Source organism: Nocardia sp. NPDC004568 (assembly GCF_040609955.1).
Lineage (GTDB): Bacteria > Actinomycetota > Actinomycetes > Mycobacteriales > Mycobacteriaceae > Nocardia.
Genome location: NZ_JBEXLL010000015.1, coordinates 49,795 through 67,369, shown reverse-complemented (window position 1 = coordinate 67,369; position 17,575 = coordinate 49,795). Strand labels below are relative to the sequence as shown.

At 70.8% G+C, this 17,575-nt stretch carries 15 protein-coding genes; 10 read left to right on the top strand and 5 right to left on the bottom strand.

Annotated features, from left to right (window positions below):
- Positions 1 to 115 precede the first annotated feature (115 nt).
- Positions 116 to 3,454, bottom strand: coding sequence for an AAA domain-containing protein (locus ABZV91_RS10290; RefSeq protein WP_355238403.1), 3,339 nt, complete (start codon positions 3,452 to 3,454; stop codon positions 116 to 118).
- Between the two features lie 102 nt (positions 3,455 to 3,556).
- Positions 3,557 to 5,359, bottom strand: a complete 1,803-nt coding sequence (locus ABZV91_RS10285; RefSeq protein WP_355238400.1) for a DEAD/DEAH box helicase — start codon at positions 5,357 to 5,359, stop codon at positions 3,557 to 3,559.
- Between the two features lie 60 nt (positions 5,360 to 5,419).
- Between ABZV91_RS10285 and ABZV91_RS10280 the strand changes: the two genes are divergently transcribed.
- Positions 5,420 to 6,286 carry a carbon-nitrogen hydrolase family protein gene (locus ABZV91_RS10280; RefSeq protein WP_355238397.1) on the top strand — a complete coding sequence of 289 codons (867 nt, stop codon included), beginning with the start codon at positions 5,420 to 5,422 and terminating at the stop codon, positions 6,284 to 6,286.
- The gene (locus tag ABZV91_RS10275) at positions 6,286 to 6,921 is read left to right on the top strand and encodes a phosphoribosyltransferase family protein (protein ID WP_355238395.1); all 636 of its coding nucleotides are present in this window, start codon (positions 6,286 to 6,288) and stop codon (positions 6,919 to 6,921) included. The genes ABZV91_RS10280 and ABZV91_RS10275 overlap by 1 nt, the downstream gene beginning before the upstream one ends.
- Before the next feature lie 31 nt (positions 6,922 to 6,952).
- On the opposite strand, the gene ABZV91_RS10270 is transcribed toward ABZV91_RS10275, so the two are convergent.
- Together ABZV91_RS10270 and ABZV91_RS10265 are read right to left on the bottom strand one after the other, a co-directional pair.
- Entirely contained in the window at positions 6,953 to 8,080 is a 1,128-nt protein-coding gene (locus ABZV91_RS10270) for an acyl-CoA dehydrogenase (protein ID WP_355238392.1), read from the bottom strand.
- Between the two features lie 9 nt (positions 8,081 to 8,089).
- Complete coding sequence (locus ABZV91_RS10265) at positions 8,090 to 9,262, bottom strand: acyl-CoA dehydrogenase family protein (RefSeq protein ID WP_355238389.1); 1,173 nt, start codon at positions 9,260 to 9,262, stop codon at positions 8,090 to 8,092.
- Positions 9,263 to 9,489: 227 nt separating this feature from the next.
- Between ABZV91_RS10265 and ABZV91_RS10260 the strand changes: the two genes are divergently transcribed.
- The 5 genes from ABZV91_RS10260 to ABZV91_RS10240 all read left to right on the top strand — a co-directional run bounded on the left by ABZV91_RS10260 (position 9,490) and on the right by ABZV91_RS10240 (position 13,419).
- On the top strand, positions 9,490 to 10,212 hold the full coding sequence (locus tag ABZV91_RS10260) for a hypothetical protein (RefSeq protein ID WP_355238386.1): 723 nt from the start codon (positions 9,490 to 9,492) through the stop codon (positions 10,210 to 10,212).
- Between the two features lie 103 nt (positions 10,213 to 10,315).
- On the top strand, positions 10,316 to 10,999 hold the full coding sequence (locus ABZV91_RS10255; protein ID WP_355238383.1) for an alpha/beta fold hydrolase: 684 nt from the start codon (positions 10,316 to 10,318) through the stop codon (positions 10,997 to 10,999).
- A gap of 38 nt (positions 11,000 to 11,037) precedes the next feature.
- Positions 11,038 to 11,424, top strand: coding sequence for a hypothetical protein (locus ABZV91_RS10250; protein ID WP_355238381.1), 387 nt, complete (start codon positions 11,038 to 11,040; stop codon positions 11,422 to 11,424).
- On the top strand, positions 11,417 to 12,676 hold the full coding sequence (locus ABZV91_RS10245) for a hypothetical protein (RefSeq protein WP_355238378.1): 1,260 nt from the start codon (positions 11,417 to 11,419) through the stop codon (positions 12,674 to 12,676). Before ABZV91_RS10250 ends, ABZV91_RS10245 begins: the two co-directional genes overlap by 8 nt.
- Positions 12,673 to 13,419, top strand: coding sequence for an ESX secretion-associated protein EspG (locus ABZV91_RS10240; RefSeq protein ID WP_355238375.1), 747 nt, complete (start codon positions 12,673 to 12,675; stop codon positions 13,417 to 13,419). The genes ABZV91_RS10245 and ABZV91_RS10240 overlap by 4 nt, the downstream gene beginning before the upstream one ends.
- Before the next feature lie 853 nt (positions 13,420 to 14,272).
- Here ABZV91_RS10240 and ABZV91_RS10235 read toward each other — a convergent pair.
- A complete protein-coding gene (locus ABZV91_RS10235; protein ID WP_355238372.1) occupies positions 14,273 to 14,653 on the bottom strand; it encodes a hypothetical protein in 381 nt (126 codons plus the stop codon).
- 300 nt (positions 14,654 to 14,953) lie between these two features.
- Between ABZV91_RS10235 and ABZV91_RS10230 the strand changes: the two genes are divergently transcribed.
- The 3 genes from ABZV91_RS10230 to ABZV91_RS10220 all read left to right on the top strand — a co-directional run bounded on the left by ABZV91_RS10230 (position 14,954) and on the right by ABZV91_RS10220 (position 17,466).
- Complete coding sequence (locus ABZV91_RS10230; RefSeq protein WP_355238369.1) at positions 14,954 to 15,247, top strand: hypothetical protein; 294 nt, start codon at positions 14,954 to 14,956, stop codon at positions 15,245 to 15,247.
- Between the two features lie 522 nt (positions 15,248 to 15,769).
- On the top strand, positions 15,770 to 16,855 hold the full coding sequence (locus ABZV91_RS10225) for an S-(hydroxymethyl)mycothiol dehydrogenase (protein ID WP_355238366.1): 1,086 nt from the start codon (positions 15,770 to 15,772) through the stop codon (positions 16,853 to 16,855).
- Complete coding sequence (locus ABZV91_RS10220; protein WP_355238363.1) at positions 16,852 to 17,466, top strand: MBL fold metallo-hydrolase; 615 nt, start codon at positions 16,852 to 16,854, stop codon at positions 17,464 to 17,466. The genes ABZV91_RS10225 and ABZV91_RS10220 overlap by 4 nt, the downstream gene beginning before the upstream one ends.
- Positions 17,467 to 17,575: the final 109 nt, after the last annotated feature.

Genomic DNA, 17,575 nt, shown 5'->3' with positions numbered 1-17,575 from the left:
GCGACCGCAGCCGATTCGGTCGGGACACGTTATTTCTTCGGTAATTCTCGGGTGCTCCGGGGAATTCCGGGAAACGGCGCCCACTGTCCAGCAGGATGAAACGATTTGCGAATACCTAGTGGTTATCCAGTCGGACGAAACGGGAAATATTCGCTAATTCCTCGAACGTCTCCGGGAGGAATTCGGTGAGCAATGGGGATCGGATGATCACCGCCCGCCGGCGCGCCCGGCCCACCGCGTCGTGCACCAGTGCGGGCGACAGCAGCGCGCCGACGGGAATCGGAGAATCTTCGGGACTCGACGCCGCCAAGGAGAGCAGGACCACCGCCGCCTCCCGCCCGCGAAGCAGGTCCGGGGTGCCGACCAGCACCTCCTCGTACCGTGCCCGGGCCAGCAGGCTTCTGATCCGGCCCACCTGGGCGCGGTACGGCGATACCACGACGAGATCGTGCGGTTGCAGGAACCGGGGCCCGCTGCCGTCGTCCCAGCGCTGTCCCAGTAGGTCGCGGATCTGGTGCAGGACCTCGCGGGCCTCGGCGTCGGAGGCCGTGCCGTTGCCGTGGTGATCCACCCGCACCGTGACGATTCCGGGTTCGACGGCATCGGCGAACGGCTCGGCGGGCGGCGGATACGCCCGCAAGCGGTCCTCGAAGTAGAGCGGCGACAGTGCCTCGCTCAGCCGCGGGTGCAGACGCCGGGTCCGGCCCAGAAAGTACCCGTGGGTGGTGGGCAGCGTCACGTGACCGGAACTCGACCAGGTGAGGGCCGGTGTGTGCACCTGTTCCGGATGCGGCCCCGGATCGGGGTCGTACCGCGCGGCCGGATCGCCGGTGAGCAGCAGATTGCGGGCGCTCACCGAGACCGCGGCCGTGGTCGCCAGCGGGAAGGCGTTCGCATCGGCGATCACCAGCAGGTCCAGCGAATCACGCGGGATCCGCAGGGGGTCGGCGAAATCGGCGGGTGTGCCGCCCACGACGCAGCCACGGATCGCGTTCGCCAGGAACCGCGGATAGCGGTCGGCTTCGAGGATCAGCCATTCGGGAGCCACGGCCACCGACTCGCTCTTGGCGACCAGTTCGGGCAGTACGCCGGCGCGCACCACCGCGTCGAGAAGGTTCTCCACCGGCGCGGCGGTCGGCGCGACGACACCTATCCGCCAGTTGTCCCCGGTGACCAGCGCGGCCAGCACATCGGCCAGCACGGCGGTCCGGCCGGTGCCGGTGGGTGCCTGTACGGCGAGATACGAACGGTCCAGGGCGCGTAGCGCCGCGGTGATGGCGGCACGGGGATCGTCCCCGGCGGGCGGTTGTCGCGGCTGCGCGGAACCCGTGGCGGTGGGGTCGAGCCGGGGCGGGCGGCCGGTCAGCAGGTCGAACAGGGCGGTCGCGGGGATCGCGGGCAGCGAGACGAGCAGGTGCCGGCCGATATCCTCCATGGCGTCGACCGCGGCGAGCGGTGGTGCCGGCAGTGCCGGAGCCAGCGCGACCGGTAGCTCGTCGTGCGGGTCGGCGCCGGGCGCCAGGGTCTCCTCGAGGCGTACGGTATCGGCGAAATCGGTATCCACCGCCGAGCCGAGGACAGTGGCGGTCCCGCAGGTGCGGACGGCTCGCGGCGCGCGTCCGGCGGGTTCGTAGACCACGCAGACCGTGGTGCCCGGGGCGAGACCCGGACCCGCCAGCCGGCCGGTGAGCCGGAGAAAGCGGCGCACCGTATCACCGGGGCCGATATGCCATTTCGTATCCACCGCGGCCGAATCGGCCACCATGACCCCGGGTTCGGCGGCCCAGTCGGCGGGCGGGTGGGTCAACCGGTCGATATGCGCCCACCAGGCGGTCTGCTGTTCCCGGCGGTGATAGCCGAGCAGCGCGGCGGTCAGCGCGGCGACCCGGTGTGGATCCGCCCGGTCCGGATCGGGGCTCCGGGCAGCGAATTCGGCCAGGGCGGCCTCGGTGGGTGAGGGTTGCGCGGAGGGCGTTTCACACAGCAGGCGGTCCAGCGTCGGGACGGACTCGACCGGTGACACGGTGGGTGGTTCGCTCACCTGCTCGCGTAACCGATCCGCCAGTCGCAGCACGGTAGGGGCGCCGGAGGACGAGGTGGCATCGAGTACCGCCGCGACGGCGGGTAACTCGTAGGACTGCGATCCGGCGACGAAAGCGCCCCGGAGTATCGGGTACAGGTCCACCAGGGTGCCCGACCGCAGCAGCATGTCCACGGTTTCCTCACCGGAGCCGAGCCGGGCGCCGGTGTGCAAGAGGAAGGTACGGGCGGCGGCGGTGTAGTGGTAGATGTGCAGATCGGGATCGGCCAGCAGCGGTTCGGTGAGTGCGGCGAGGATGTCGGTGAAGGCGCGGCGCCCGGCGGCGCGCAGGTCGCGCCGCCGCTCGGAGTTCGGCGCGCCGGGGGCTTCGAGCGGGATCTCGCGGGTCAGGCGGACGGTATCGCGGGCGGCGACCTCGATCCGTAATCGGCCGGGGGCCGCCTCGTCCACATGGAGCGCGAGGTCGCCGGGAGTGGCGGCGGGCAGCATATCCAGGGCGGACGGGTCGGCGGTGACGTATTCGCCCCTGCCGGAACGCTCCTGGCGCAGTTGGACCACGGCCTGGGTGCGCAACCGGCTCAACAGGCGCGGGGGGATCTCCGGCGCGGCGACGGTGCGGGTGGTGAGCCGATCCAGGGTCGTGACACCGGCCGCGCGCAGCGCCGCCCGGGTGGGCAGATCCATACCGGCGACCAGCAGCAGATCCCGCGCCTCGGCACGGGCGGCGCGACAGACGGCGCAGCGGTGGCAGGCGCGGAAGCGCGGATCGCCCCACTGCACCGGCAGCAGTTCGCCGGAATGCTCGGCCAGGATCTCGGTGACCCGTTGCCGCCGTGCCGTATACACCGGCCGGGTGGCCGAGAACGCGACGAGGTGAATTCCGCCTGCCGAGTGGACCGACAGCTGCGGGTCGACCCGCACCGACCGCTGCTCGAACAGGGCGGCGGCGACGGTGAGCCGCAGTGCCGTGGCGACCGGTCCCGAGCCGTCCGTATCGACACCGTGCAGCCGGATACCGGCGGTGGTGCGGGTCAGCAGATCGATGGGCGCGAACACTTCCCCGTCGAAGACCAGCGGGTTCAGCACCGCCGGTGCGCCGGCGCCGACAGCGGCCAGGGTTTCGGTGTGCGCGGTGGACACTGCCCCGAGTGAATCGGGAGAAGCTCCGAGGCGGGAGATCTCGATCAGTTCGCCCGCGTACCGCTGCCGGATATCGCCGAGTACCCGGTCGAATGCCGTGGCTTCGGGGACATCGCCGCCGAGATCCGCCGTCGCGCACCCGCCGTCGTCACCGGGTAGCGGTCCTACGGTGCCCAGTTCGGCGTCGAGGGCGCGCAGCAGTGCGAATTCGCAGCGTGCGGCGCGCACCAGATCCGTGGCGGCGTACACCACCCGATCACCGACGACGAACAACGGCCCTCCTGCGCCCAGTGCCACCCCGGCCGGCGCTCGCGCGCGGGCCGGACGGGCCCCACTGTAACCACCGGGTGCGACCTGGTGGAACGGGCCGTGGCGTCAGGAACGCGGTTTCCGGCGATCCTGGCGTTTCGGGCCGTCGCGGCGCGGGCCGCGGCCGATCGAGCGATGCCCGGGCGGACCCTGATCGAGTTGCAGCTGGATCAGCACACCGCTGATGCGGGTGCTGCGCAATGCCTCCAGCGTTTCCGGTGGCAGCTGGGCGGGCAGTTCCACCAGGCTGTGGTCCGGCCGGATACTGATATGCCCGAAATCGCTGCGCCGCAGACCGCCCTCGTTGGCGATGGCGCCCACGATCGCGCCGGGCACCACCCGGTGCCGTTTGCCCACGCTGATGCGGTAGGTGGCCAGCTCCGCGCCGGTCGCGTGATGCCGGGACGGACCGCGACGCTCCTCGAAACCACCCTCCTCGAACCGGCGCGGCGCCCGTTCACGGCGCGGCCGTTCCACCGGCTCCGGTTCGGGTTCGAGGAAGAAGCTCTCACCGTCGTGCGCCGCCACCGCCAGCGCGGCCGCGATATCGGCCAGCGGGGTGTTGTGCTCCTGCTCGTAGTCCTCGATCAGTTTCCGGAACAGGGCGAGGTTGTCCGAACTGAGATTCTCCGTGATGGCGTCGCCGAACTTCGCGACCCGCTGGGCGTTCACATCGTCGACGCTGGGCAGCTGCATCTCGGTGAGCGGATGCCGGGTGGCGCGTTCGATGGATTTGAGCAGATGGCGTTCGCGCGGGGCGACGAACAGCAGGGCCTCACCGCTGCGGCCCGCGCGTCCGGTGCGGCCGATGCGGTGCACATAGGACTCGGTGTCGTGCGGGATGTCGTAGTTCACCACATGCGAGATCCGGTCCACGTCGAGGCCGCGGGCAGCGACATCGGTGGCGACCAGGATATCGAGGGTGCCCGCTTTCAGCTGGCCGATGGTCCGTTCCCGCTGGGCCTGGGCTATATCGCCGTTGATGGCCGCGGCGGAGAAACCACGGGCGCGCAGTTTCTCGGCCAGTTCCTCGGTGGCCTGTTTGGTGCGCACGAAAATGATCATGGCCTCGAAGGACTCCACCTCGAGGATCCGGGTGAGCGCGTCGAGTTTGCGCTGATGCGATACCAGCACCCAGCGCTGGGCGATATTGGTGGCGGTGCTGGTCTTGGCCTTGACCGTGATCTCGACCGGTTCGCGCAGGTACTGCTTGGAGATCTTGCGGATGGCGGCGGGCATGGTGGCGGAGAACAGCGCCACCTGCTTCTCGGCCGGGGTGTCGGCGAGGATGCGCTCCACATCCTCCTGGAACCCCATCTTCAGCATCTCGTCGGCCTCGTCGAGCACCAGATAGCGCAGCTTCGACAGGTCCAGGGTGCCCTTCTCCAGGTGATCGATCACCCGGCCCGGCGTGCCCACCACGACCTGGGCGCCGCGCCGGAGCCCGGACAGCTGCACGCCGTAGCTCTGGCCGCCGTAGATCGGCAGCACATGGGTGCCCGGCATATGCGTCGCGTAGCGGCCGAACGCCTCGGCGACCTGGATCGCCAGTTCCCGGGTGGGCGCGAGCACCAGCGCGGCCGGCTGTTTGCCGGCGGGCTGCTCCTGCAGCAGCCCCATCAGGATGGGGATGGCGAAGGCCGCCGTCTTACCGGTCCCCGTCTGCGCCAGGCCGACCACATCCGTGCCCTCCAGCAGCGGTGGGATGGTCGCGGCCTGGATGGGCGAGGGCGATTCGTAGCCGACATCGGCGATGGCCGAAAGGATGCGGTCATCGATACCGAGATCTGCGAAGGACGGTCCGGCGGTTTCGGGTTCGGTCTCGCCGGGGTGCTCGCCCAGGTTGTCGTCGCCCTCATTGGTGCTCATTGACCAGAAGTTTACTGGTACGGGCTGGTCGTCCGGCCCACCGGCCCATACGGTGTCAGCATGAACGCCGCCCCCACCGAGCTCTCCGACCCCCCGCACGCCGGCGCAACGGTTCTCGCGGTCGTGCAGTTCGCACCGCATACCGATATCGATGCCAATCTCGTCGCCCTCACCGGGCGGGTGCGGGACGCGGCCGAGCAGGGTGCGCGGATCGTGGTGGCTCCCGAGTACTCGATGTTCGCGCTCGGCCGGCTCGACGAACGGGCCCTGGCCGCCGCGCAGCCGCTCGACGGCCCGTATGTCACCGCTTTGTCGGAACTGGCCGCCGAGACCGGGGTGCACCTGGTCGCCGGGATGGTGGAAACGGCCCCACCCGGTGACGAGCGGATCCACAACACTCTGGTCGTGCTCGGACCCGACGGCTCGCTGCGGACCCATTACCGCAAGGTCCACCTCTACGACGCGTTCGGTCAGCGCGAATCGGAAGTGGTCGCACCCGGGCCGCTGGACGAACCGGCACTGTTCACCGCCGACGGTCTCACCTTCGGTCTGCAGACCTGTTTCGATCTCCGGTTCCCGGAAGGGTTCCGGCGGCTGGCCGTGGCCGGCGCGCAGGTCCTGCTGCTGCCCGCGCAGTGGATCCCCGGACCGGGCAAGGTCGACCAGTGGACCACGCTGCTGCGCGCCCGGGCCATCGAGAACACGGTGTATGTGGCCGGTGCCGACCAGTGCGGGCCGCGCGGCGCCGGTGCCTCGATGATCGTCGACCCCGCGGGCCGGGTGCTGGCCGAATTGGCCGACGCGCCCGGTATCGCCGTCGCGGAGCTGGAGTCCGGCCTGGTGGACCGGGTGCGGCGGACCAATCCGAGTCTTGCGCTGCGCAGATTCGTGGTCGCCACGCCGGAAGCGAGTAGCGTCGAAAGGTAATGCTCTACGCCGACCGTCTCACCGCCGGGCGCGCACTGGGAAGCGAACTGACGCACCTGCGTGCGGAGCACCCGCTGGTGCTCGGACTGCCCCGGGGTGGGGTCCCGGTGGCGGCGGCGGTCCGCGACATCATCGGCGGCGATCTCGACATCCTGCTGGTCCGCAAACTCGGGGTGCCCTGGCAGCCGGAACTCGCGGCGGGCGCGATCGGCGAGGAGGGCGCGCGGGTGCTCAATGCCGATGTGCTGCGCCAGACCGGCCTGGATCGGGCGCGGCTGGCGGCGATCGAGGCGGACGAGCGCGCCGAACTGGACCGCCGCCGCGTCCTGTGGCGCGGTGACATCCCGCCGATCCCGCTACAGGACCGCACCGTGGTGATCGTCGACGACGGGGTGGCCACGGGGGCGACCGTGGTCGTGGCCTGCCGGGTGGCCCGGGCCCGGCAGCCGCGGCGCATCGTCGTCGCGGTGCCGGTGTCGGCGCCCGAGGCGCTCGACCGGATCCGGGCCGAAGCCGACGAGGTGGTGTGCCCGCAGGCGCCGTCTGCGCTGGCCGGGGTGGGCGGGGCCTACCGCGACTTCCACCAGCTCGACGACGCCGAGGTGACCGACCTGCTCCGGCCGGACGCCCGGTGAACGATGCCGGGCGTCCGGCCGGGTGGGCGGGTTACAGCTCCGGCTGGGCGTAGTCGGCGACCTGCGCGGTCAGCACCCGCAGATGCTCCAGCGAGCTACCGAGGGTGCGCTCGATGGCGGTGAGCCGGGCCACATAGTGACTCACCGGGTACTCGGACGTGACGCCGATACCGCCGTGCATCTGGATCGCTTCCTGGCCGATATGTTTCGCCGACCGGCTGACCTGCAGCCGGGCCCGGGACGCGATGACCGGGTTCCCGGCGTCGTCGACCAGCGACGCGGTGAGGTAGTAGCTCATACTGCGGGCCAGCTCGAGCGAGACGTACATGTTCGCGGCACGCTGGGTGAGGGTCTGGAACTTCGACAGCGTGACGCCGAACTGTTTACGGGTCTTCAGATACTCGGTGGTCAGCCGCAGCGACTCCTCCATCGCCCCGATCGATTCCGCGCACAACCCGGCCTGGGCCCGGGCGAGCACCTCGTCCACGGCGTTCGTGGCGTCGCCGCCGGTACCGAGCAGTTCGGCGGCCGCGCCGTCGAGAACGATCTGGGCGCCGCGCAGGCCGTCGACCGTCGCGTACGGGGTACGGGTCACCCCGGTGGCGTCGGCGGCGACCAGGAACAGGCCCAGGCCGCCGTCGGGCAGGGTCGCGCTGACCACCAGCTCGTCCGCGCAGTCGCCGTGCGGTACCGGGTTCTTGGTACCGCTGAGCGTGTAACCCTCGCCCTGGGCGGTGGCTGTGGTGGCGATCGCGTGATCGGGCCAGCGGGTACCGGGTTCACCGTGCGCGAAAGCCAGCAGTTTCGACCCGGCGGCGACCTCGGGCAGGATGCGCTGGCGCTGGTCGGGCGTGCCCACCGCGCTGATCAGCCCGCCCGGTACCAGGACCGCGTCGAGCAGCGGTTCCGGCGCCAGCCGCCGCCCGATCTCCTCGAGCACCAGCATGGTCTCCACCGGACCGGCCTCCATACCGCCGTCCTTCTCGGCGAAGCTCAACCCCAGCACGCCCAGTTCGGCGAGCTGATTCCAGACCTGCCGGCTCCAGCCGAGGTCGGTGCCGATGACCTCCAGCCGGGATTCCGGGTTGTACTGGCGATTCAGCAGGTCGCGCACCGTGTCGCGGAGCAGGGCCTGTTCATCGGTGAGATCGAAATCCATTACCTGACCTCACAATCCGAGGATCGAGGAGGCGATGATGGTGCGCTGCACCTCGCTGGAACCTCCGTAGATGGTTGTCTTGCGGTAGTTGAGATAGCTCGGGCCCGAGCGCTGCGCCCAGTCCGGCGAGGCGATATCCGCGGCGTGTACCGGTAGCGCGTCGGGTCCGGCGATATCGAGCACCAGCTCGGTGGCGGCCTGCTGCAGTTCCGAACCGCGCATCTTCAGCACCGACGACGCGGGGTTGGGTTTGCCCTCGGTCGAGTTCGACACCACGCGCAACTGGGTGAGTTCCAGCGCCAGCAGTTCGTTCTCCAGTTCGGCGATACGCGCCGCGAACAGCGGATCCTCGAGCAGGGTGCCCGAACCCGACCTGGTGGCGGCCGCGTATTCCTTGGCCACGCCGATCCGCACCTTGGTGCGGGCGACGGCGGTGATCCCGGTGCGCTCGTTGCCGAGCAGGAACTTGGCGTAGGTCCAGCCCATGTTCTCCTCGCCGACCAGCTGGTCGGCCGGGACGCGCACGTTCTCGAAGAAGACCTCGTTGACCTCGTAGCCGCCGTCGATGAGTTTGATCGGGCGGATGGTGACACCGGGCGATTTCACGTCGAAGAGCAGGAAGGAGATCCCGGCCTGCTTCTTCGGGGCGTTCGGGTCGGTGCGGACCAGGCAGAAGATCCAGTCCGCCCACTGGGCGAGGGTGGTCCAGATCTTCTGGCCGTTGACGATGTAGGAGTCACCGTCGCGTACGGCGGTGGTGCGCAGCGAGGCGAGGTCCGACCCGGCGTCGGGTTCGGAGAAGCCCTGGCACCACCAGATGTCGAGGTTGGCGGTGGCCGGCAGGAAACGCTTCTTGAGTTCCTCGGAGCCGAACTGCGCGATGACCGGGCCGACCATGGTGGCGTTGAAGGTCAGCGGGTCCGGCACGCTGGCCAGCTGCATCTCGTCCTGCCACAGATGCCGCTGCATCGGGGTCCAGTCCTTGCCACCCCATTCGACCGGCCAGTTCGGTACGGCCAGGCCGTGCTCGTTGAGGATCCGGTGGGAGGTCACGACGTCCTCGCGGGACAGTTCGTGACCGTATTTCACGCGCTCCCGGATCTCGGCCGGGATCGCAGTGGTGTAGATCTTCCGCAGCTCGTCACGGAAGGCGGCCTCGTCGGGAGACAGAGTTAATTTCATACACATCTCCAAATATGTCTCGATTGTCCCGGCATAGAATTTACACCCCTCCTCGATCCTGCCGTGTCGAGTGCATCACATGTGGTGAGAGCGCAGGGGCGGCCGCGGCGAACGAGAGCGGAGTGTGACCCGGCGGCGACCGGAGCGGCCTGGTACTTTGCTGCGGTGGGCGGGGGGTCGCCGGCCGGATCGGCACCGCCGCCCCGATCGGATGTAGGGAGTCAGCAGTGCACAACAAAATCGTCGCGCGCACGGCGGCCACGGCAGCCGCTCTCGGTATCAGCGCCGCGCTCGCCTTCACACCGGCGGCCGCCGCACCCGCGCCGACCCCGGCCGAAGCGGCGATACAGGCGCTCACCGAGCGGACCGCCGACAAGCCGGAGGCCCAGGCCGGAGTGGACGCGCTGCACCGCTATGCCGACTACATCGCCGCCGACCACATCAGCACCATCGGCCTCTACACCCCCTTCGTCTACGCCGCGCCCACCTTCGGCTGTGGCAGCAACGGGCCGATCACCACCATCATCGCGGCCGGCACCGCCAACGGGCCCAGCGCGAACATCGGCGGTACCCCCGGCACCCTGACCTTCCACGCCACTCCCGGACATCCCGGAATCCCCCAGGCCTCGGGTCTGGTGGTCGCCTGGATCAATATCAACAACGGGCGCAGCGGTCTCGACATGCTCGACGATCTGACCGAGTTCGGCACCCCGTCACTGTCCCGGACCGTGGACAGCGGTCCGGGCACCGTCCTCGCCTCCATGTGGGGCACCATCGACTACCCGGGCGCGCTCTGTGTGATGACGCCCACGGTGGGCATGTTCCCGGTGCCCGAGGCGCCCGCGCCGGCGCCGCAGTCCGCGCCCGCCGCACCGCCCGCCGAACCCGGTGCTCCGGCCCCCGCACCTGCGCCTGCGCCCGCTCCGGCCCCCGCGCCCGCTCCGGCCTGATCCGCCGGCACGGGCGAGACGGTCCGCGGTAGGCCGGAGGAGCCGGTGGCGGCCGCCGATCGTGGCACCCCACCGCCCGGCCGTTCTTTGCCAGAATCCGGCCATGGGTTTCTTCGACGGCGTGCGCGGCCGTCTGCATTATCGGCACCGGCCGGTCGACCGGGCCGCGACGGGTCTGGTGCTGCTGCCGGGTACCGGTCAGCACAGCGGGCACTATCACGAGTTCGCCCGGCAGCTGAACGCGGCGGATATCGCCGTCTGGACGCTGGACCCGGCAGGGCAGGGACTCAGTGAAGGTGATCCCGGGCGGCGGCCGGCTCTGTCCGAACTCGTCGCCGACGCGGCCGCGCTCTTCGAGTTGGTGCGCGAACAGGCTCCCGGACTCCCACTCACACTGATGGGGCATTCGCTCGGGGCGATCACGGCGCTGGCCGCGCTGGGCGCCACCCCGTCGGCCCTGGACCCCGCCGTCGCGGCGCGTCCGGCGATACCGGCGGGCCTGCCGACCGGGCTGGTGTTGTGCGGGACGCCGTCCCGCGCCTTCGACGATCGGGCCGATGCCGCCGAGCCGCGCCTCCCACCGGTCCTGGCGGTCCACGGGGTGGACGACCGCCGGGCGCCGATCGACCCGGTCCGAGTGTGGGCGCGGCGGCGCGAGGCGGTGGAGCTGCGGGAATACGCCGATGCCGGACACGATCTACTGCACGAGCGCGTGCGCGCCCGGGTGACGACCGATATCGTGCAGTGGACGCAGGAGATCGTCGCGGGGCCGGTGCGACGACCGTGAAATCCGCTGTGTGACAGCGGAGCAGGAAGGGGGAGACGATGCAGCCGAATGCGATCACCACGCTCGATTCCGCCGTCGAGGACGGGCAGCTGTGGATCGACGGCGTCCTGGTGGCCGAGGGCGCGCCGGAACAGTGCGCACTGCGTTACGAACAACTCGCCGACCAGGTGGACGCGCAGATCGACACGCTGTCCGCGGCGGTATCGCTGCCCGGTTTCGGGGGTTTCGACTCGGGTGCGGCACTGCGCTCCGGATTCGAGGGCAAGGCCACCGATGCGATCGCGGCGCTGCGCCGGTATTCCGACAGCGCCCGGCAGCTCGCGCACACCTTCCGGGCCGCCGCGGCGGCCTACCGGGATTCCGATGCCGATACCGCGGCGGCGCTCGGGGCCGCCGCCGAGCCGACGGGGGTCTCCGGTGCGTGAACTACCCCGTGCCGGGGCCCGCGGCGTGCATTACCGCGTCGATCCCGAGTACGCGCCCACCGTGGAGGTATTCGACAACCTCACGCACCGGCAGATCCATGCCGGGGTGGCCGCTATGAACCCGTCGGTGCTGCAGACCGGCGGGCAGACCTGGCAGGGCGCGGCGACCGGCCTCACCGACGCGGTGGCACAGGCGCATACCGAGATCCGCGGCGCCATCGCCGACGGCTGGCGCGGTCCGGCGGCCGGTCTGGCCGCGGCCGCGGTCCGCGATTTCGAGGCCGCCGGGCGGCACCTCGCCGATGTGCTCGCCACCGTCGGCCAGCGGCTCGGCCGAGCCGGGGACGCCGCGGAAACACTGCGCGCCGCGGTCCCCGAACCGTCCGGGGCCGAACCGGATCTCGCGGCGGCTCTGCTGGACCCGCATGCGGCCACCGGGAATATCGCCCTGCAACGGACGGCCGACGACGATCGGGCCGAGGTGGTGCGCGTGATGGACAGCGTGTACACCGGTGCCTTCATCCCGACCGGTGCCCAGGTCCCCGCGTTTCCGGACCTCCCGGACACGATGCCCGGCGCACAGCCGCCCACCGCGGCCGACCCGGCCGCGCCCGCGGTCCCGGGCCCGGACACCGCGGTGGGACAGCGGCCCTCGTCCGTAGCGGCGGGAACATCCACGACCGACCGGCAGCCGGGCCCCGCTCCGTCCGACGCCGCGGTCCCGGAGGAACCGGCCTCGTCGGTGGTCGCGGTCCCCGGTGACCGGTCCGATACCCCGGACCCCGCGTCCGGTTCCGGCCCCGAGCGCACGACCGCGGCAGCCACCCGGCCGGGCGCCGTGCCCGCCACCGCGCCCCCGGCGGCGCCGGCCATCGCCGGAGCCACGCCGGCGACCCCGGGCGCGGCGACGGGTTTTCCGTTGTTCGCCGCGCCGGTCCGCCCGGCGGGTTCAACCGGCGACCAGGAACGTTCCCGGGACGAACAGCAGCGGTCCGCGGGCGGCGAAGCGGTCACCGGGATGGGCGCGGGCGCGATCGGCGGTCTGATGGGCGGCGCCATGGCGGCCGATACGGCCCGGGCCGGGACCCCGGTGGCGCCGCGCCCCGAGCGCACCGCCCCGGCCGAGGACGACCTGCACTTCGGCGACGAGGAACTCACCTATCTGGAGCCGGGCGAACCGGCCGGGCAGCTGATCGGCGCCCTGGAGCCCACCACTCCGCCGGTGCTGGGTGAGTGGACGGAAGAGGAGTGAACTGGATCCTCACCCCGGACCAGTTCGCGCTGGCATGGGCACGGACCGTCGGCGACCGTATTCCCTACCCGCTGGCAGTGCGCCTGTCGGCGCGTGATTCCGTCGAGCGCACCGCCCAGCTGCCCGCCCTGCAGCAGTGGTGCGACGGCACCCTCGACGCCGACCTGGAGGCCGCGCTCCGGGTACTGGCCGGTCCCGAGGTGAGCGTGGAGGCGTTCGGTCAGGACGGGGACCGCGTCCCGACCGTCCGGGTACTCGGCGCGTCGGCGGGCCGGATCGGGGTGGTCGTCACCCAGCGTCCGGGCCCGCACCGGGATCGGGGCGGCGAACTCCGGATCACCGCCGGTACGGCCACCTCGCTGCCGGTCCGGGTGATCGCGGTCCTGCCGGCCGTGGCCGCCGGTACCGGCGGCCGGTTGCGCGCAGCGCGTGACGAAGTCGTGCGGGACGGCCGGGACCGGGTCACCGTCCCGGTGTCCGGGCCCACCGTGGCGACCCGGATCCGGAAACGGCTCGCTCTGCCTCGGGACGGCCTCGGTCAGATCGTGGTTTCGGTACACCGGCGCACCGGGCCGGCGCCGTTCGGCGTGCTCTGCTGGGTGGATATCACCGACGACGGTCGCTACGCGGTCCACACCGGTAAGGACGTCGAGATCGCCCCGGTGGGCGCCGAAGGTTTCACCAATGCCCTGCGGCCCATGGTCGCCGCCGCCCAGCGGTCGGTTTCCTACGCCGAACGCTGAGTATCGAACCGGTTCTCAGGCGACAACCGATCAACGACCACTCGCCGCGGTGGCGGCGGGACAGGGACAGGCGATGGGTCCGTGCCGTGTGGCGCTTCCGCAGCGGGCGGCTGCCGAGCGCCTGTCGCAGGGAGCGCGGCTGTCGCACCGAGCGCGGCTGTCGCACCGAGCGCGGCCGTCGCACCGAGCGCGGCTGTTGCACGGAGCGCGGCCGTCGCACGGAGTCGGGGGCCTTCACCGCCCGAGCCGCAATGGGCACCGGCTGCTGTCGGGGCATCATCCGACCGACTGTGTGAACCCCAGGAACCCGCGTCCGAGATCGTCTCCTGGTCGGTGGCCTACGGTTCCGGGTCCGGGCCGGGAGCAGTTGCCGTGGATTCGGCACGATGCCACACCGTCGTGGCGGGCGGGCAGTGGTCGAGGACCGCGTGATCGGCATTCGCGGCGGCGGGACGCCGCTGCCTGTCGACGTCCGATGCGTCGGTCACCGGGGTGCGACGGTGACGGGCGGGGTGGGAAAGGGTGGCTCTCCGGCGGAGTCCGGCGTGGTCGCCGCGCCGGTCGTGGGTGCGGCGATCCGGGGTGCGACGGGGACCCGCGTGGGCTTCGATTCCACCGGGACGCTTTCCGCCGTACCCGTTCCCGGGGACCCCGGCTCGCCTGCTGCGGCCGGAGGTTCGGCGGGCGGGGCCGGCGGTTCGGTGGGGGAGGTGACCGGGGGGTCGGTGGGTGGCTGCCCCTCAGCGTCGGGCGGAACCGGTGCGACCACCACGGTCATGCCCGGAGACGAAGCGGGAAGCGGGGATTCGGTGTGAGCCGGTTCCAGTGGCGGGCTCGGCAGCGAGGCGGTGGTTCAGCCGGGCTCGGCCGGGCCGGCCGGGTCCGGGGTGGCGGACAGGGTGACCCGGCGCGTGGTCTCGTCGGCAGTGGGTTCGGCGCCGGGACCCGCGGACGCGGTGACGGAGATCTGATACTCCGGCGGGAGGGTGCGCCGCGGTGGCGGCTCCGGGGCCATCCGCCACGAGGGAGACGGTGGTATCAGTACTTTCGCGACGGTGGTGGAGGGCTCGCCGGTGAACCCCGCCGGTTCCGCGGCCTGCGGCCCGGAGCGGATCGGGGGCGGCGGTATGTAGGTGTCCTCTTGACCGATTCCGCACGCGCCGATGAGCACCAGCCCGAGGGAAACCGCCCCGGCGGCCGCCAGGGGTCCGGCGACCTTCGTTTTGCTCTCCATCGGTGACGCTCCTGTGATATGTCAGTGGCCCAACCTTAATTCAGCGCGCCGGGGAGAACTAGACCCCCATCTGCCGATCCCCTGGTTACCGCGTGTAGAACGGTCGAGAAAGGGTACGGTTCAGGTATCGAATTGATATCAGCCGCGTGTCGCGGGCTTGTGTCGCGTAACAATCTTCGGGTTGTGGTCGTAGCGTATGTTGCTGAAGTGACGCATGAGACAACCGGGGTTCTCGGTGACCATGCACTGAAGTGGTAGGCGCGCAGCGATTTCCGGATCGGCGCCATCGAGGAGTAGATGATGGGAGACCAGACCGCCACCGACCTGCCGGGCGCGGGAGAGGAGTCGGCCGCAGCGGCGGCTCCGGAACCGGCGGCGGATCCTGTATCGGGTGGCGCGGGTGCGACAGTGGGCAGAGTGCTGGGCTGGCTGGTCTTCGCCGGTGGGCTGGGCGCGGCGGCTTTCGGTATCGGGACCCTGCACGTGATCATCACCGTGGTGGGTCTCATCCTGGCCTGCACCGCGGGGTTGACCCTGTTGAAGCTGCGGGCCGACGGCCCCGGCCCCGAACCCGAGGCGGGTATCGCCGGCTGAGTCGGCCGTCGCGGTCCGGCGCACCCCTCATGCTCTGATCCGAGCGGTCGAACGGGCTCGGCGCTTGTGGCTGCGCACTGAGTGGGACAGGTGTCCGATCGCTTTTTCGGACAGATGATCACCCGGGTCGCTCGGTGCGTGGCGGCGTGCCGTCCCGATAATCGGCCGTTTGCCCGGCTTCGGCTTCCTCGGTAGTTTGGGCTCCGGTCGGGTCGGATCAGAAAGAAGAGAAGAACATGATCGAAGCTGGGTCCGCGGCCCTGAATCTGGCGAATCTCGTGACGTCCATCGCCGCCAATGTGACCTATCTGCTGCAGGCCTGGGGAGTTCTCTGAGCGTTTGCCGACGGTGTGGCGGTGCGCCCGTAGGGTGCGCCGCCACACCGCGTCCGGGCCGCTGGTTCGTTGCTGATCGCCCCCGGAGACGGCCTGTCGGGCGCGGTGGGCACTGCCCGTGCGGCGCGCCGGCGGATAACGTATGCGCTGTCGCGCATCGTCGCATAACCGCCCGAGAGGAGATGCTGTGCCACAGCAGGTTCGAGGTGTCATCGCCCGCAGTTCCGGGGCGCCGGTCGAGCTGGTACCGATCGTCGTACCCGACCCCGGCCCCCGGGATGTGGTGGTGAAGATCCAGGCGTGCGGGGTCTGCCACACCGACCTCACCTACCGCGAGGGCGGGATCAACGACGAGTTCCCGTTCCTGCTCGGCCACGAGGCCGCGGGGGTGGTGGAAACGGTGGGGTCGGCGGTCACCCATGTGGAACCGGGTGATTTCGTCGTCCTGAACTGGCGGGCGGTCTGCGGTCGGTGCCGCGCCTGTAAGCGTGGCCGGCCCTGGTACTGCTTCGACACCTTCAACGCCAGTGTGCCGATGACCCTGGAGGACGGCACCGAACTCACCCCGGCGCTCGGTATCGGCGCGTTCGCCGACAAGACACTCGTTCACGAGGGCCAGTGCACCAAGGTCGATCCGGCGACCGATCCGGCGGTCGCCGGCCTGCTGGGCTGTGGCGTGATGGCGGGCCTGGGCGCGGCGATGAACACCGGCGATGTCGGTCGCGGCGACTCGGTGGCGGTGCTCGGCTGCGGCGGAGTCGGTGACGCGGCGATCGCCGGCGCCCGGCTGGCCGGGGCGGGCACCATCATCGCGGTGGACACCGACGCCCGGAAACTCGACTGGGCGCGCGAACTCGGCGCGACCCACACCATCGACGCGTCCACCACCGACGCGGTCGCCGGAATCCAGGACCTCACCGGCGGTTTCGGTGCCGATGTGGTGATCGACGCGGTCGGCCGCCCGGAGACCTGGAAGCAAGCCTTCTACGCGCGCGACCTGGCCGGCACCGTGGTGCTGGTCGGCGTGCCGACCCCCGATATGACGCTGGAGATGCCGCTCATCGATTTCTTCAGTCGCGGTGGCGCGCTGAAATCGTCCTGGTACGGGGACTGCCTGCCGGAACGGGATTTCCCGATGTTGATCGACCTGTACCGGCAGGGCCGGTTGCCGCTGGACAAGTTCGTGACCGAGCGGATCGGGCTGGACGCGGTGGAGCAGGCCTTCCACACCATGCACGGTGGGCAGGTCCTGCGCTCGGTGGTGGTCCTGTGACGGCCCGGGTCGAACGCATCGTCACCGAGGGGCAGTTCTGCCTCGACGGCGGCTGCTGGGATGTGGCGAACAATATCTGGCTCGTCGGCGACGACGACGAAGTACTGATCATCGACGCCGCGCACGACGCGCAGCCGATTCTCGGCGCCGTGGCCGGGCGCCGGGTGACCGCCGTCGTGTGCACGCACGCGCACAACGATCACGTCACCGTGGCGCCCACGCTGTCGGCGGCCACCGGTGCGCCGATCTTCCTGCATCCCGACGACGATGTGCTCTGGCAGCAGACCCATCCCGGCGTGGAGTACCGGCCGCTGGCCGACGGCGAGGTGTTCCGGGTCGCCGGCGCGGAACTGCGGGTCCTGCACACGCCGGGACATTCGCCGGGGTCGTGCTGCCTGTACCTCGCCGAGAGCGGCGAGGTGTTCAGCGGCGATACGTTGTTCGAAGGCGGCCCGGGCGCGACCGGCCGGTCCTATTCCGACTATCCGACCATCCTCGCCTCCATCAACGAGCGGCTGTTCGCCCTACCCGAGCAGACGGTGGTCCACACCGGGCACGGACCGGACACCACCCTCGGCGCCGAGCGGGCCACTGTGCCCGCGCAGGCCTGAGAAGTCGCACGCCGATTCGGCGATGCCCGCACGGGTGCCGCCGAGTCGGCGCGTTTCGCACCTCCGCGAGGTGATGGCCGAGGGTCCGGGCCCCAGGGCTGCCGCGGCG